Source organism: Corynebacterium sp. (genome assembly GCF_030532195.1).
In the GTDB taxonomy this organism is placed as follows: Bacteria; Actinomycetota; Actinomycetes; order Mycobacteriales; family Mycobacteriaceae; genus Corynebacterium.
The window spans coordinates 48906-63736 of sequence record NZ_JAUNLP010000007.1 but is presented as its reverse complement, the minus strand read 5'-3'; the positions used below and the strand labels follow the sequence as shown (position 1 = coordinate 63736).

Below are 14831 nucleotides of genomic sequence, written 5' to 3'. Positions count from 1 at the left end.
CAATTTTTATCCACTTTGATGCAAAGGCGGTTTGAGCTGTGGCTAAGGCCAAAGACGAAGCCTACGAATGCTCAGCATGTGGCTGGCAAGTATCAAAATGGGTCGGGCAATGCCCTAACTGCAAAGAGTGGGGCACGCTCGAAAAAGTCACGATTCGCACTGGCAGCGGGAAGTCCGGCGGCGGTCTCGAAGATTCAATTGCCGCACGCGCGGCCAAGAAACGGCGCCAGTCAGCCACCGCTGCGGGGCCGGACGGGCAGGGGCGCCGTCGTAAAGCAGCAGCGTCTACCCGCTCCGACATCGCAGCGACCAGTCGCAGGTTAGCTGAGCGCGCGCTTGACGACGAAGCCGGGGAGCGATTCGCCTCGGAGACATCACTGACAGACCGAATCCCCGCCTCTGACCAGTCAGTGAGAGCCATTACGGGAATTTCCGCCAAGGCTGCGCATGCGGTGCGCACGGGCATTGGCGAGCTGGACCGAGTGCTTGGCTCAGGTATTGTGCCGGGGTCATTGGTGTTGCTGGCCGGCGAGCCTGGTGTGGGTAAATCGACGCTGCTTCTTGAGGTGGCATACCGCTGCGCAGACGGTGATTTGGGTCCAACGCTGTACGTCACCGGCGAGGAGTCAGTAGGCCAGGTGCGCCTGCGCGCGGAACGCACTGGAGCGCTGTCGGATTCGCTGTATTTGTCAGCGGTGTCGAATATTGAAGATGTCATTGATTTAACGCTCGAGCTCTCCCCTGGGCTGCTGATTGTGGACTCGGTGCAGACCATGCGCGCTGATGTTGACGGTGCCCGTGGTGGCGTCGCGCAGGCAAGAGCTGTGACCTCCGCGCTGGCGGCGCTGGCAAAGGAAACCGGAACGGCGATTTTCCTGGTCGGACATGTGACCAAGGACGGCAATGTTGCGGGGCCTCGCACGATGGAGCACCTGGTTGATGTGGTGCTGAATTTCGAGGGCGACCGGCATTCGGGACTGCGCTTTTTGCGAGGCCTGAAAAACCGCTTCGGCAGCACTGATGAGGTGGGCTGTTTTGAACAGACCGCAGGCGGTATTGCGGAGGTCGAAGATCCATCTGGGCTGTTTTTGCACCACCGCACGCCGACATCGGGAACAGCAATTACGGTGGCAATGGATGGGCGCAGGCCCATTTTGGCGGAGGTTCAAGGCCTGGTTATCAATACTGAGGCGCACAATCCGCGTCGTAACGTCTCAGGGCTCGATCCGCGGCGTGTGCCCATGGTGGCGGCCGTGCTGACCGAGCACGGCAATTTCAAACAGTTGGCGCGGATGGAGATGTATGTCTCCACAGTCGGCGGCATGACGCTGTCGGAGCCAGCTGCTGATCTCGCAATTGCATTGGCGCTGGCTTCATCGATGACTAAGCGTACGTTCCAGGACAAGACCATCGCGCTGGGTGAGTTGGGGCTCGCCGGCGAAGTTCGCCGCGTCACTGACCTGGAATGGCGGTTGAAGGAAGCACACCGCATGGGATTCAAAACCGCGATTGTGCCCCGTGGTTCTAAGGGGCCCGCGGGAATGCGTCTTCTGGAAGCTGGCACGATTGCTGAGGCCATTGCGCTCGGCCTGGGGGCCGAGCGCTAGCTTCTCCCCCGCGCCTCGCACCCTCCCCTCCTAGCCCCCTCGGCAGTGCCTGAAGCTTTTCCGCAGCTGCTCTTACACGCGGTCAAGCACTTTAAGTTAGCGCAAGTTGAAAGTGTAGGCATCGGAGTTGTTATCTCCGATAAGGCCGTAGAAGAGGTAGGAACCGGAAGGAACCTCTACGCGGTCGGTCTCCGAGCACTTATTCGGAGCCGAGGTCAGGCGAGACCACTTTGCGGCGTAGCTGACTTCCTCACCGGGAGCCAGCACCAGTTCACCGTGGCCCTCGGAGTCATTGCAGTCCACATCCGACCACATGCGCTCGTAGGTTGCCAGGTCGTAAACCTCAAAGCGCAGCTGCTGCTCATCGAGATTGATGCGGCATTCTCCACCGGTTGGATTGTGAATAGTCATTGCCAGAGTCGGCTGTTCAGCACCGTAGTTCGGCTGGTCTGAGGTAGCCGTAATCTGCAAATCCGCCAGGGTGCAATCCTTCTTTTCGGCCAGAGCCTTGTTGGCATCGTCCTTGGCGGAGTCGCTGCTATCCTTGTCGCCCTTATCATTCTCTTCGCCCTTAGCTGCCTTGTCCTTGTCGGAGTTCGGCGCGTACGGTTCCTTGGGCTTTTCAGACGGGGTTACTTTCTTTCCGTCATCCCTGGTGACATTTACGGGGTCAGCGTCTTCGCTATCCCGATTCACCAGGGCGGAAATTCCCCAGCCCACAAGCACGAGGAGGATAAGGAGCAGCACCAGCGCGGCGATACGCCGACGCCGGTAGATTTCTGGAGGCAGCTTATTGGTCACACAATTAGGTTAGCGGGTTCTCGCTAACACCATGGGTAACCACAGTCTCAGCGCGTCCGTCGTCCAGGCGGTAGCGCAGGCCAACGACGCCGACCTCGCCGGTCTCCAGGCGCGAGGAGATCTCCGGCGAGCGGTCAATGATGTGATTGACAATTTCGCGCACGTGACGACGCTCGAACTCAGCAGTTTCAGTTTCACCGTCCTTGCGAGCTGCCAGCAGCGACGGGGTGACCTTTTCCACCAGCACACGCTGGAAACCACCCGGCAAGTCGCCACCTTCTAGGGCGCTCTTAGCAGCCGCGACAGCACCGCAGGACTCATGTCCCAGGACGATAACCAGCGGCACACCGAGGCCATCAACTGCGAATTCCAGCGACGCCAGCACCGACAGGTCGGTGATTTCGCCAGCGGTACGAATAACAAAAACGTCGCCCAGGCCCTGGTCAAAAATAATCTCGACCGGAGCACGAGAGTCAGAACAAGCCAGCACAACGGCCTTCGGCTTCTGGCCCTGAGTCAGTTGCTTACGACGGACAAGATCCTGGCGCGGGTGCGCCGTCTTGCCCTCGCAGAAACGCAAGTTTCCGCGAATCATTGATTGCCATACACTTTCAGGGGTCCACTCAGAGTTGCTCATACCTATATTGTGCAGCGTCACCACTACTTTTGGGAAAGCGAGAATGCAGCCAGCCTCCACTGATTGCCAGTTCGATGCCTTCGACGAGACCGTCGACGCGGAGCTCCGCGGTTGGTATCGAGCCAATATGCGCCCGCTGCCCTGGCGAGAAAAGGGCACTTCCCCATGGGCGGTGTTAGTAAGTGAGGTGATGAGTCAACAGACTCCGGTTACCCGTGTTATCCCCTCTTGGCGCTCCTGGCTGGCAAAATGGCCCACTCCGGCCGATTTAGCAGTCGCTCCAAAGGATGAAGTTCTGCGCATGTGGGGAAAGCTCGGCTATCCGCGCCGCGCGCTTCGGCTCCGCGAGTGTGCTCAAGCGATCACGGAAAATCACGGCGGCGAGGTGCCCAGCGATGTCGACACACTGTTAACCCTTCCAGGGGTAGGAGACTACACAGCTCGGGCAGTCGCAGCATTCGCATTTGGTGCTCGTACCCCTGTTGTGGACATCAATGTCCGCCGCGTTCTTCGGCGCCACCGACAGGCGACCTATCTTCCCGGCACTGCCAAGCGCGCAGATATGGATGCCGTCGAAAAGCTCCTCCCCGAAGAGCCCGCGAAAGCGGCCGAGACATCCGTCGCGCTGATGGAGTTGGGTGCGACGGTCTGCCGCACCACGCCCGACTGCCAGGCGTGCCCCATCGCCAGCAGCTGCGCGTGGATTGCCGCGGGCTGTCCCGAGCCCGCCGACCACGAAATCGCCGCCGCCAAACGGCGCGTCCAGAAGTTCGAAGGCACCGATCGTCAGGTGCGAGGCTTGCTTCTCGACGTCCTTCGCGCCGCCGACTCCCCCGTCGAACAAGCCGCGCTCGACGCCGTCTGGGATGACGCACCACAACGCTCCCGCGCGCTGTTTTCGCTGCTTGACGACGGTCTTGCGGAGCAAACCGCCGACGGCCGCTTCCGGCTTCCCCAATAGTTTCTAGCCCATTATTACCCAAATGGTTTGGGACATAGAATTAGCGATATGCCCTCTAACCCGCGTTCGCTCCGAGCTCGTCCTGCTAAGGATGCACAGCACTGGACGGTGACCTCGCGGGTTGTAACTGGGTTGGCGGCTGTGTCGCTAGTTATCGCAGGAGCGCTTGGTGGTTGTACTGACGCTCCTCACTCTGGCTCTGGGGCCGACTCTGGCCCCGGCCACAACGCCGGTGCTGCGAGTCCGGACGTTTCCCATGTCTCTGGCCGTGTGGTAACAAAGACGGCTTTTAAGGTCAATGCACCGGCGCGGGCACAGCGGATTGTCTTTACCTCCACTGGTGCACGTGACAAGCGGCAAACAGCGGTGTCAGGCACGGTGTTGCAGCCCTACAACCGATGGGCCAAAGATTCGGTGCGACCGCTGGCGGTAATTGCACCTGGCACGCTGGGCATGGCGGACAACTGTGCCAGTTCAGTGGCAATGCGTTACGAAGCCCCGCCGACACCACCTGCGCCGGAGCTACTAGCCGCAGGCTGGATTGTTGCCATTGTGGACTATCAGGGGCTTGGCACGCCGGGAACACATCCATATCTCAACCGCGCTGCGGCGGGTTACAACACCTTGGACATGGCTCGCGCTGCCATCAATGAGCTCGCACTGCCAGCGGATACGCCTATTGCGCTCTTTGGTTATTCGCAAGGTGGCGGGGCCACGGCAGCTGCGGCGGAAATGGCAGCAGAATATTCCCCGGAGCTGAATATCCGCGCGGTCTACGCCGGTGCTATTCCCGCCAATCTCACCGAGACCGCGCTGCATATTAAAGGTTCTGCACTCGCCGGTCTGGTGGGCTATGCCATGAACGGAATCATGGCCGAATACCCAGAGACGGTAAAACCCATCGAGAACATGATGAGTCCATTGGGCAAAGACTTTTTGAAACTCACTGCTGACGAGTGCATTGGCGCTACCGTCGAGCGCTGGCCACGAAATGACACCAAAGCTTTCACTGCGAATGGTTTAGGGATTGCAGAGAATCTGCGCTCTGCAAACTTCTCCCCCGTTGTCCGTCACCGCCTGGCGGAGCAAAGCCTGGGCATCAAGACTCCCAGTGTGCCTGTCTTTGTGACACATAATGTCCGAGATGATGTGCTCCCCGTGACGTCGGCACGCGAACTGGTGCAAACATGGCAAAAGGCCGGCGCCGACATCACCTATGTGGAGGTCGACAGTGACCTCGGTGATGGGACGCACGGCCTTGCCTATGCGCTCACCCACGACGAAGCAATGGAGTGGGTGAATCAGAAAATGGGCTACTAGCAGCTAGTACGGCTGCTAGTGACTGCTACTTCTTCCAGCGACCGCGGAAAGTCAGACCCTTACCCAGCCGGACGGTGTAGCCGCCACGGCTGTTAATGGTGACCGGACCAATGCGCTTGGAACCGGAAACACCCGAACCGGAATAGTTCAACCAGGTGTCGTCGTCCAGCTTCTGCTTCTTGCGGAAGAACAGCCCCATTTAGTTCTCTCCCTCGGAGTTGTCGGAGGAATCTGCGGAGTCAGTACTCTGCGAAGCCTCCTCAGCGGCCTTGTCAGCAGCACCCTCGATGTCGTCGGTGTCAACGCTCAGGGTGCCGTCTGCCTGGCCGAGGACATCATCAGCAGCCTTGTCCGCCGGCGCTGGCAGTGCGCCACCATCAGCATCGACGCCTTCGGCCTTGCCCTTATTGGTGAAGACGAACTTGGCCTTATCGGTGTCCTTGGACTCGCCGTCCCAGCCCTCAACGTCGATGGAGACGGTCTCGCCGAGACCGATATCGCCGTAGAGAATCTTCTCCGACAGCTGGTCCTCAATCTCACGCTGAATGGTACGACGCAGCGGACGTGCACCGAGCACCGGATCGAAACCGCGCTTGGCCAGCAGGTTCTTTGCACGATCGGAGATTTCCATCTTGATGCGCTTTTCACCGAGCTGCTCGCTCACGCGGGCCAGCATGAGGTCGACCATCTGGACAATCTCGGCCTGAGACAGCTGCTTGAAGACCACAATCTCATCAATACGGTTCAGGAACTCCGGACGGAAGTGCTTCTTCAGCTCATCGTTGACCTTGTCCTTCATCCGCTCGTACTTGCCCTGTTCATCGGACTCGCCGACGCCAGAGAAGCCCATACCAACGGCCTTGGAAATGTCACCGGTACCGAGGTTCGAGGTGAAGATCAAAACAGTGTTCTTGAAGTCCACCACGCGACCCTGCGAGTCAGTCAGACGACCGTCTTCCAGGACCTGCAGCAAGGTGTTGTAAATCTCCTTGTGAGCCTTCTCAATCTCGTCGAAAAGCACGACGGAGAACGGCTTACAGCGCACCTTCTCGGTGAGCTGACCGCCCTCCTCGTAGCCGACGTATCCCGGAGGGGCACCGAAGAGACGCGATGCGGTGAAGCGATCGTGGAACTCACCCATATCAATCTGGATAAGTGCGTCTTCGTCGCCGAAGAGGAATTCTGCCAGAGCCTTCGACAGCTCGGTCTTACCAACACCGGACGGACCGGCGAAGATGAACGAACCGGACGGACGCTTCGGGTCCTTCAGACCAGCGCGGGTACGACGGATTGCGCGGGAGACAGCACTAACGGCTTCGTCCTGGCCGATGATGCGCTTGTGCAGCTCATCTTCCATGCGCAGCAGACGCGAGGACTCTTCCTCAGTGAGCTTGAACACCGGGATGCCGGTCCAGGATGCCAGCACCTCAGCGATCTGCTCCTCACCAATCTCTGCGATGGTGTCGGACTCGCCGGCGCGCCACTTCTTTTCCTTCTCGCGGCGCTCTTCGCCCAGCTTGCGTTCCTTATCGCGCAGGCCCGCTGCCTTCTCAAAGTCCTGCTCGTCGATAGCAGCTTCCTTCTGGCGGCGCACATCAGCGATCTTGGCATCGATTTCCTGTAGGTCAGCCGGTGCGGTCATGCGCTTGATGCGCATACGTGCACCTGCCTCATCGATCAGGTCGACGGCCTTATCCGGCAGGAAGCGGTCATTGATGTAGCGATCCGACAGCGTAGCTGCGGCAACCAGAGCCTTATCCGAGATGGAAATGCGGTGGTGAGCCTCGTACTTGTCGCGTACACCGCGCAGAATCTCGATGGTGAGATCAACGCTCGGCTCCGGAACATTCACCGGCTGGAAGCGGCGCTCAAGAGCAGCGTCCTTCTCGATGTGCTTGCGGTACTCATCCAGAGTGGTAGCACCGATGGTCTGCAGCTCACCGCGAGCCAGCTTCGGCTTCAGAATCGACGCAGCGTCAATAGCGCCTTCTGCGGCACCGGCACCGACCAGCGTGTGAATCTCATCAATAAACAGGATGATGTCACCGCGCTGGTTAATCTCCTTGAGCACCTTCTTCAGGCGCTCCTCGAAGTCACCGCGGTAGCGAGAACCCGCAACCAGCGAGCCCAGGTCGAGAGAGTAAAGCTGCTTATCCTTCAGGGTCTCCGGCACACGACCGTTGACGATGTCCAGTGCCAGGCCCTCAACAACAGCGGTCTTACCAACGCCCGGCTCACCAATCAGAACCGGGTTGTTCTTGGTACGGCGAGAAAGAACCTGCATAATGCGCTCGATTTCCTTCTCACGACCAATAACTGGGTCAAGCTTGCCCTCACGAGCAGCGACCGTCAGGTTACGACCGAACTGGTCGAGCACCAGCGAACCGGACTGGTGGTTACCCTCCTGCACACGAGCACCAGAGGTAGCGCCGACCGGACGCTGCTCCGGGCCACCGTCGGACTCATCGCCCTGGAAACCGCTGAGCAGCTGAATAACCTGCTGACGCACGCGCGGCAGGTCCGCACCGAGCTTGACCAGCACCTGAGCGGCCACGCCCTCGCCCTCACGGATCAGGCCGAGCAGCAGGTGCTCAGTACCGATGTACTTGTGACCCAGCTGCAGGGCCTCACGCAGTGAGTACTCCAGCACCTTCTTGGCGCGCGGGGTGAACGGCACGTGGCCACTTGGCGGCTGTGCACCGCGACCAATAATGTCGACGACCTCCGAGCGCACAGCGTCCAGGGAAATACCCATGGACTCCAACGCCTTGGCTGCCACGCCGTCGCCTTCACTAATCAGGCCGAGCAGGATGTGCTCCGTGCCGATGTAATTGTGATTGAGCTCGCGAGCTTCATCCTGAGCCAGGACGACGACGCGACGTGCTCGGTCCGTAAACCTCTCGAACATCACTGCCCCTTCTAGTGTCTCGAGTCGATATTTGTCGTAATTTCCGTAAAGGTTGTTTCACCTAGCTTAAACGCGGTGTGCCGCAGAATAATCCTTATATCCGTACGCCATTAGCGAACAGGCTGGTCAACCGCAATACAGCGTGGAGTTGGCGGCGGAATTCGAGCTATAGCTCCACCGAAGCCAGCACCTCACCGCTGGGTGCCTGAGCCCCAGCCATCGGCTCCACCGTCACCTTCACTGCCATTGTGTCGGCGGGAAGCGGCATCCACACATCCTCATGCGGCTCTTGCCCAATGACTCCCGCCGAGCGGACTCGCCCGGCACGGTCAATCGACCACACCTGCGCGCCCATTCCCCTATCGAGTTTCGGCGTTCCGTTGACCATGGCTCCGCCCTTGTCCTTATCTTCCGATACGGCAACGTCGAGTCTGGCCCCATCTGCTGTAAAGGTTGCGGATACGGCGTCGCGGGCTTCCATAATTTCGTGCAACTGCTCCGCCCCGCTTGTCTGAGATCTGTCAGCACTGACCACCGCTTCTCGCCCGGCGCGGTCTGCTCCGTCCGGCCAAGCCACGACCACGCCTACGCCCGCGACAAGCACAAGCGCCGCTGCCACCGCCGTCAGCCCCATCCAGCCCCGCTGGAATCCGCCGTCTGTTTTCGCTTTACGACGGTCACCGAGTTCCACCATCTCAGCGACATTGGACTTCGCTGAGACCTGCTGAGGGTGATTATCCAGCTGGGAAAGGATTGATTCCTTGAGTTCAGCTGATGGCTCGACCGGTTTTGCGTACTGCGCCAGTGCCTCATCGAGTCCACTGTGCTGAGTGCCGCTTGCCCTATTGTTCATTGTCACAGCTTCCTCACCTCGGCCTTTGCTTTGGGTTCCGCACTCAGCTGAGCATTGTTGCCCTGCTCCTGGCGCACAAGCTCTCTGTGCAACTTGCGCAGCCCATCGCGGAGTCGAGTCTTTGCCGTTCCCAGCGCCACACCAGTGGCTTCGGCCAGCTCACGGTTGGTCAGGCCCTGGAAATATGCCAGCAAAATCGCGGTCCTATGCGGCTCACCGACTTTCTCGAGCGCCGCGCGAACGCTCTGCCGGTCCAAAATGGTGATTGTTTCCTGCTCAACCGATTCGACGTACTTCGCCGCTTCGAGAAAAGCATCCCGATCATCTCGAGTCACCGCAGCGCGATGAGAACGAAGCCGGTCAATTGCACGCTGACGGGTCAAGCGAAAAATCCAGGCTCGCGCGGTTCCCTTCGCCGGGTCGAAGGACTGCGCCTGTCGCCACAGCTCCAGGAATACTTCCTGCGCAATTTCTTCTGCCTGCGCGCGGTCGTGCAACACGTGCACAGCCAGGCCCAGAACCTGGGCGGCTGTGACGTCGTAAAGCGAAGAAAATGCTTGTCTATCGCCTTTTTGCACCCGCACGAGTAACTCGTTTAGGAGTTCGGGTTCGTGCATCACAGGGGTCGATAATAATTGACGCGCGCCCCTGGTGAGGAATGGAAAAATTAGTTGTTTACGCGATCGTCATCGTCCATGTCGTCGTCCATGTCGTCATCGTTGTCATCGCGATCATCATCCATGTCGTCACGGTCGTCGTCGCGATCGTCGCGATCGTCGCGGTCGTCGCGATCATCATCCATCCGCTCAGTGGCAGTCTCCGTAGCGGTCTGGGTTGGAGTCATGTCGGATTCGTCATCATTGCCACAAGCTACGAGGCCGAAAGCCGCGCCGGTGGCGACTGCACCGACTACAGCGACTCGGGCTGCCGAAGTGCGCAGAGAAACTCGGGTCTTGAGAGTGGAATTCACGGATACTCCTAAGTCATATTGAATGGCTTCACCCTGCTCTCCGGAGACGAGGGCGTAGTTGGATTGGAACATTTTTTGGGAACTTTTTCCACTGAAATAGCTCTCAATCGCAATCCGATTTCCATGGCGACTCCGTATTCACAGGTGCAAATCCACCTTGAAGGGGCACTATGATTACCGAATTAATACTGATTGGCATCGTCGGAGGCCTGGTCACAGGCATTTCGCCCTGCATTCTGCCGGTGTTACCCATCGTGCTGGCAGTCTCGGCCGACTCAAGACGCAAGCCCGCCCTGGTCGCGCTCGGCATCGCACTGAGTTTTGCCACCATTACGCTGCTCGGCACATTTGTACTCTCAGCGCTGGGGCTTCCCGGCGACACACTGCGTTGGGTCGGTGTCACGCTACTGGCGATCGTGGGTCTAAGCATGCTCATCCCAGCCCTGGGTGCATTCATCGAGCGCCCCTTTGCCGCCATTCGCGTGCCGACGTGGATCTATAACCGCACCAGCGAGCACACCGACTCCAATGGTGAGACCACTCAATCGAGCGGTTTTGGAATTGGTCTTGCCCTCGGTGCGGTCTACGCACCCTGCGCTGGCCCTGTGCTCGCCGCGGTAACGGTCGCAGGTGCCACGGGCAATTTCGGCTCGCACACCGTCATTTTGGCATTGTCCTTTGCTGTTGGTGCCTGCATTCCGCTGTTCTTTTTCGCGCTCGCGGGATCAGAGTGGTCCAAGCGCGCGGACTTTGCCGCAGCACATCGCACCGCTATTTCCCGCGTGGCCGGCAGCCTGGTTTTAGTTCTTGCATTGGCGATTGCCACCGATGTGCCAGCCAAACTGCAGCGCACACTACCGGATTGGACGGCCAGTGCACAGGAAAAATTCAATTCCTCATCGAATACGCAGGATGTGCTGGATGAAATCGGTCGGGCGAACGCGCACTCGATGTCGTCGAAAAGCCTGAATACCTGCCGCAATGGTGACCCGCACGTTGCAGCGGACTGCGGTGATGTGCCCGCGTTTGAGGGGCTGACACATTGGATCAACACGGATCATCCGGTCAATCCCGCGAGGCCGGAGAAAGTTGGGAATGTCCAAACAGTTACACTTGTCGATTTCTGGGCGTACGCCTGCATCAACTGCCAGCGCGCGAATCAGCACATCACCAAGCTCTATGACCACTACCGCGATTACGGTTTGAACGTTGTCGGCATCCACGCCCCGGAATACGCCTTCGAACGCGAGCCCGCCAATGTCGCCGCCGCGGTAGAGGCTCAGAATATTCACTACCCCGTTGCGCTGGACAATAACTTCCTGACCTGGTCCAACTTCACCAATCGCTACTGGCCAGCACACTATCTCGTCGATGCGCAAGGGCAGGTCCGACAAGTCCACGAAGGCGAGGGGGCCTACGCCGCCACCGAAAAGGTCGTCCGCGAGCTGCTTATCGACGCGAACCCGGGAGCAAACCTTCCTGCGCCGATTGAGCCAAAGGACGATGGCTCACCAATCGCGACGGAGAATCGAAACTTAGAGACCTACCTCGGCACTGACCGTGCCCAGTTCCACGCGAATCCGACACGGGAATACACACCGGGGCCTCATAACTTTGCATTTGTCGAGCCCGGTGACCGCGGCTACAGCTTGGAGGGGCCGTGGGAATTGCGCGGTCAATCGATTATTCCGACTGGCCCTGGCGCAAAAATTCACCTGAATTACTACGCTGCACTGGTTCAGATTGTGGTGTCGGGCGAAGGTGAGTTGAAAGTAACGGATCAATCCGGCGCGGTGACGCACTTCCCCGCCATGGCACTTCCGGGCACTATTGACCTACTTACATCGCCGGACGGTTCCCCGCTACAAGGACAGCTTTCCATTGAAGTTCCCGAGTCAATGACCGCATACTCACTGACTTTTGGATAACTTCACAGCCCACAAGCGCTGGTCATGAACACTTTCGTAAATATTTTGTGTTTTACACTAAAAAATTTTGCTAAAACAACACAAAACGTGAGCCACGCCACTTATTCTTACTGTGAAAGAAAGTATTCAGACCGCAGGAACCACGGAAGATGAGTGACAATGACAGCAAAGTCTCAGACCTCAATCCTTAACAAGGTCCGCAATGCCTCTCGGACAACCTCGGACATGATTCTCGGCCTCGGCACGGTGACACAGGCCGGAGTCCTTGGCACCATGGGGCCCGGCGCAATCGGCAAGGCACTGAATTCCATCTACCGATGGGACTTCCTGCCTGCGGGCCTGCTCGGCATAGCCGCTGGTCGCGATCCACACCACACGGCCATCATCGATGACGGTGGCTCGCTGACCTACTCGGAGCTGCATGAGCGCTCCATGGCTCTAGCTCGCGCGCTTCGCCACGGTGACATTCGTGAGCGAGACCGCATCGGTGTGCTGGCACGTAATCACCGTGGTTTCATCATGGCGCTGTGCGCACATGGCCGCCTGGGAACTGACTTGGTACTGCTGAACACCGGCGCTTCTGCTGAACAGACTCTGGCGGTTATTCGTGAGCAGAAGATTGACTTCCTGTTCATTGATGAGGAATTCACGCACATGCTCCCGGAGGACTTTAATGAGTGCCCGGTGGCTGTGTCCTGGTTCGAAAACTACAACGACACCTCCTGCGTGCGAGAGGGCTGGACCTCGATGCAGGAGATGCTGAAGACTGCGCCGCCTGCAAACTGGCCGACTGCTAAGCTGTTCACTCGCCCACGTCGTGGCCGTGTAATCATTTTGACCTCCGGCACCACCGGCACACCAAAGGGCGCGAAGCGTCCGGAGCCAAGCAGCTGGATGCCGGCCGCGTCGATCATGAGCCGCATTCCGCTGCGCCACCGCCGCCCGGCGTACCTGACTGCACCTATGTTCCACACCTGGGGTTTTGCCACAGTACAGCTGAGTATCGCACTGCGATCGACCATGATTATGCGTCGTCGCTTCAACCCGGAAGACAGCCTGCGCATCATCGAAGCTCACTCGCCAGACACCATTTACCTGGTGCCAACCATGCTGCAGCGCATGATGGAAGTCCTCCCGGATGACTACGACATTGGCGCTACTTCCCTGCGCGTGATTGCTTCGTGTGGTTCGGCGATTCCGGAGGGCATTGTGAAGAAGACTCTCGACCGCTTCGGTCCGGTTTTGTACAACCAGTACGGTTCCACCGAGGTCAGCTGGGCCACCATCGCCAATCCGGAAGACCTGAAGGCAAACCCAACTACCGCAGGCCGTGCGCCACTTGGCACCCGTGTTCAGATTCTGGATGAAGAAGGCAACCGTGTTCCGGACGGCGAGACCGGTCGCATCTTTGTGGGCAACGACATGCTCTACGAGGGCTACACTCGCCCCGGCGCAGACAAGCCAGTTATCGATGGCATGGTTTGCACCGGCGACCTGGGCCACATCGAAAACGGTTTGCTGTACATCTCCGGGCGCGAAGACGACATGATTGTCTCCGGCGGCGAAAATGTCTTCCCACGTGAGACCGAAGACGCTCTCAGTGAGCTCGACGGCATTCGCGAGTGTGCTGTTGCCGGTGTTCCGGATGAGCGCTTTGGTCAAGCCCTGGTCGCGTGGGTCGTGCGCGAGGATTCCCCGGAGGGCCGCGCCCTGACCAATGAGCAGATTCGTGCATTCGTCAAGCGTCGCCTCACCCGCTTCTCCGTCCCGCGCGAGACCATCTTCCTGGATGAGCTGCCACGCAACGCAGTCGGCAAGGTTGTCCCCCGCCAGCTGCCGAAGCCGTGGGAAAATGCCACAGAGGAAAAGGTGGCGTAACACCTCGCAAGTGCCGTCGTAAAGCACACCAAAACGTAAAAAGGACGCGGCGCTTTCCCGCCATCAGGGGGAAGTGACTGCGTCCTTTTTCGTAGTTTCGCACCAGCTAGCCGGCGTTCAGCACGCCGAAATCAGTGACGGAATCGCGGAAAATTTCCTCGCCATTCTTCGTCACCGTCACCGCGTTCGGAGTGATGGTGTAAGTGAAGTCCCCATTTTTCGCCTCAGCGCGATTCGTGGAGAAACTCTCAACCGTGTACGCATCCGGGTTAGCGGAAATCTCACCGAAATCACCAATGTAATGGCGCTGCTGCCGATTATTGGAGTTCTCGCAGATCACGGCCTTACCCGACGACGTCTCCGCCAACATCCGCGCGTAGTATCCGCCCGAGCAGTGCGCGCTACTGCCAACCCAACCGCCCGCATCGATATCGTTACGGTTCATACCGAAGGCTCGCTGCCCGAAATTACCGCGGGGCGTCGTCTTCGGCGCGCTGCTGGACTCCGGCTCAACGGTCTCGGTGTAGGTCTCCGTGTACGTCTCCTGCGGCGCCGGCGCCACAGTGTTTGACGTGCTTGACGACGACTCCCCTGCCGCAACCGGATTGGGAGACTGCGGGTCATTGTCGGAGGAATTGCTCAAGAAATATGCTCCACCAACACCGACCAGGGCGGCTAGCACGACGCCAGCGATGCCCACAGCCACGTACAAACCGGTGTTGCTCTTCTGCGCAGGAGCCGGGTTTTGAGGGTACGCAAAATTTTGCTGAGCGTATTCTCCCTGAACAGGCCCCTGTGGTTGTCCCTGAGGCTGCTGCCAGGCAGACGTTTCATTACTGTCCATCCCCCATTCATCTGGGTAGGACGAGTGCGGATTGTAGTCGTCAGCCATCGCTAAATTTCCTTATTACTTCAGGTTCGAACCAGTGCTTTACAAAAGCACCATGCGATGCCCAGCGTACCCGGGA

Annotated in this window: 13 protein-coding genes; 5 read left to right on the top strand and 8 right to left on the bottom strand. The window is 58.9% G+C overall.

The window, feature by feature from the left end; translation table 11 throughout:
• Positions 1 to 38: 38 nt before the first annotated feature.
• Positions 39 to 1607, top strand: a complete 1569-nt coding sequence (radA, locus tag Q4E11_RS08525; protein WP_303165191.1) for a DNA repair protein RadA — start codon at positions 39 to 41, stop codon at positions 1605 to 1607.
• A 96-nt stretch (positions 1608 to 1703) separates the two neighbouring features.
• On the opposite strand, the gene Q4E11_RS08520 is transcribed toward radA, so the two are convergent.
• Positions 1704 to 2408, bottom strand: a complete 705-nt coding sequence (locus Q4E11_RS08520) for a hypothetical protein (protein WP_303165189.1) — start codon at positions 2406 to 2408, stop codon at positions 1704 to 1706.
• Positions 2409 to 2412: 4 nt separating this feature from the next.
• Entirely contained in the window at positions 2413 to 3045 is a 633-nt protein-coding gene (locus tag Q4E11_RS08515) for a carbonic anhydrase (RefSeq protein WP_303165187.1), read from the bottom strand.
• A gap of 127 nt (positions 3046 to 3172) precedes the next feature.
• On the opposite strand from Q4E11_RS08515, the gene Q4E11_RS08510 reads away from it, so the two are divergent.
• Both Q4E11_RS08510 and Q4E11_RS08505 read left to right on the top strand, forming a co-directional pair.
• Positions 3173 to 4006, top strand: coding sequence for an A/G-specific adenine glycosylase (locus Q4E11_RS08510; protein WP_303165283.1), 834 nt, complete (start codon positions 3173 to 3175; stop codon positions 4004 to 4006).
• Positions 4007 to 4054: 48 nt separating this feature from the next.
• On the top strand, positions 4055 to 5326 hold the full coding sequence (locus Q4E11_RS08505; RefSeq protein ID WP_303165185.1) for a lipase family protein: 1272 nt from the start codon (positions 4055 to 4057) through the stop codon (positions 5324 to 5326).
• 25 nt (positions 5327 to 5351) lie between these two features.
• Here the strand turns inward: Q4E11_RS08505 and Q4E11_RS08500 are convergent, their stop codons facing one another.
• The 5 genes from Q4E11_RS08500 to Q4E11_RS08480 form a co-directional block, all read right to left on the bottom strand.
• Positions 5352 to 5525 carry a hypothetical protein gene (locus tag Q4E11_RS08500; RefSeq protein WP_303165183.1) on the bottom strand — a complete coding sequence of 58 codons (174 nt, stop codon included), beginning with the start codon at positions 5523 to 5525 and terminating at the stop codon, positions 5352 to 5354.
• Positions 5526 to 8234: an ATP-dependent Clp protease ATP-binding subunit gene (locus Q4E11_RS08495; protein ID WP_303165181.1), complete on the bottom strand. Its 2709-nt coding sequence runs from the start codon at positions 8232 to 8234 to the stop codon at positions 5526 to 5528.
• Positions 8235 to 8400: 166 nt separating this feature from the next.
• Positions 8401 to 9087 carry an anti-sigma factor gene (locus Q4E11_RS08490; protein WP_303165179.1) on the bottom strand — a complete coding sequence of 229 codons (687 nt, stop codon included), beginning with the start codon at positions 9085 to 9087 and terminating at the stop codon, positions 8401 to 8403.
• Between the two features lie 2 nt (positions 9088 to 9089).
• Positions 9090 to 9704: a sigma-70 family RNA polymerase sigma factor gene (locus tag Q4E11_RS08485; RefSeq protein WP_303165282.1), complete on the bottom strand. Its 615-nt coding sequence runs from the start codon at positions 9702 to 9704 to the stop codon at positions 9090 to 9092.
• Positions 9705 to 9754: 50 nt separating this feature from the next.
• A complete protein-coding gene (locus tag Q4E11_RS08480; RefSeq protein ID WP_303165177.1) occupies positions 9755 to 10129 on the bottom strand; it encodes a hypothetical protein in 375 nt (124 codons plus the stop codon).
• Positions 10130 to 10230: 101 nt separating this feature from the next.
• Here Q4E11_RS08480 and Q4E11_RS08475 point away from each other — a divergent pair, with 101 nt between their 5' ends.
• Together Q4E11_RS08475 and Q4E11_RS08470 are read left to right on the top strand one after the other, a co-directional pair.
• Positions 10231 to 11985 carry a cytochrome c biogenesis protein CcdA gene (locus Q4E11_RS08475; RefSeq protein ID WP_303165281.1) on the top strand — a complete coding sequence of 585 codons (1755 nt, stop codon included), beginning with the start codon at positions 10231 to 10233 and terminating at the stop codon, positions 11983 to 11985.
• A 159-nt stretch (positions 11986 to 12144) separates the two neighbouring features.
• Positions 12145 to 13863, top strand: a complete 1719-nt coding sequence (locus Q4E11_RS08470; protein WP_303165175.1) for an AMP-binding protein — start codon at positions 12145 to 12147, stop codon at positions 13861 to 13863.
• 106 nt (positions 13864 to 13969) lie between these two features.
• Here the strand turns inward: Q4E11_RS08470 and Q4E11_RS08465 are convergent, their stop codons facing one another.
• Positions 13970 to 14755, bottom strand: coding sequence for a hypothetical protein (locus tag Q4E11_RS08465; RefSeq protein ID WP_303165173.1), 786 nt, complete (start codon positions 14753 to 14755; stop codon positions 13970 to 13972).
• Positions 14756 to 14831: the final 76 nt, after the last annotated feature.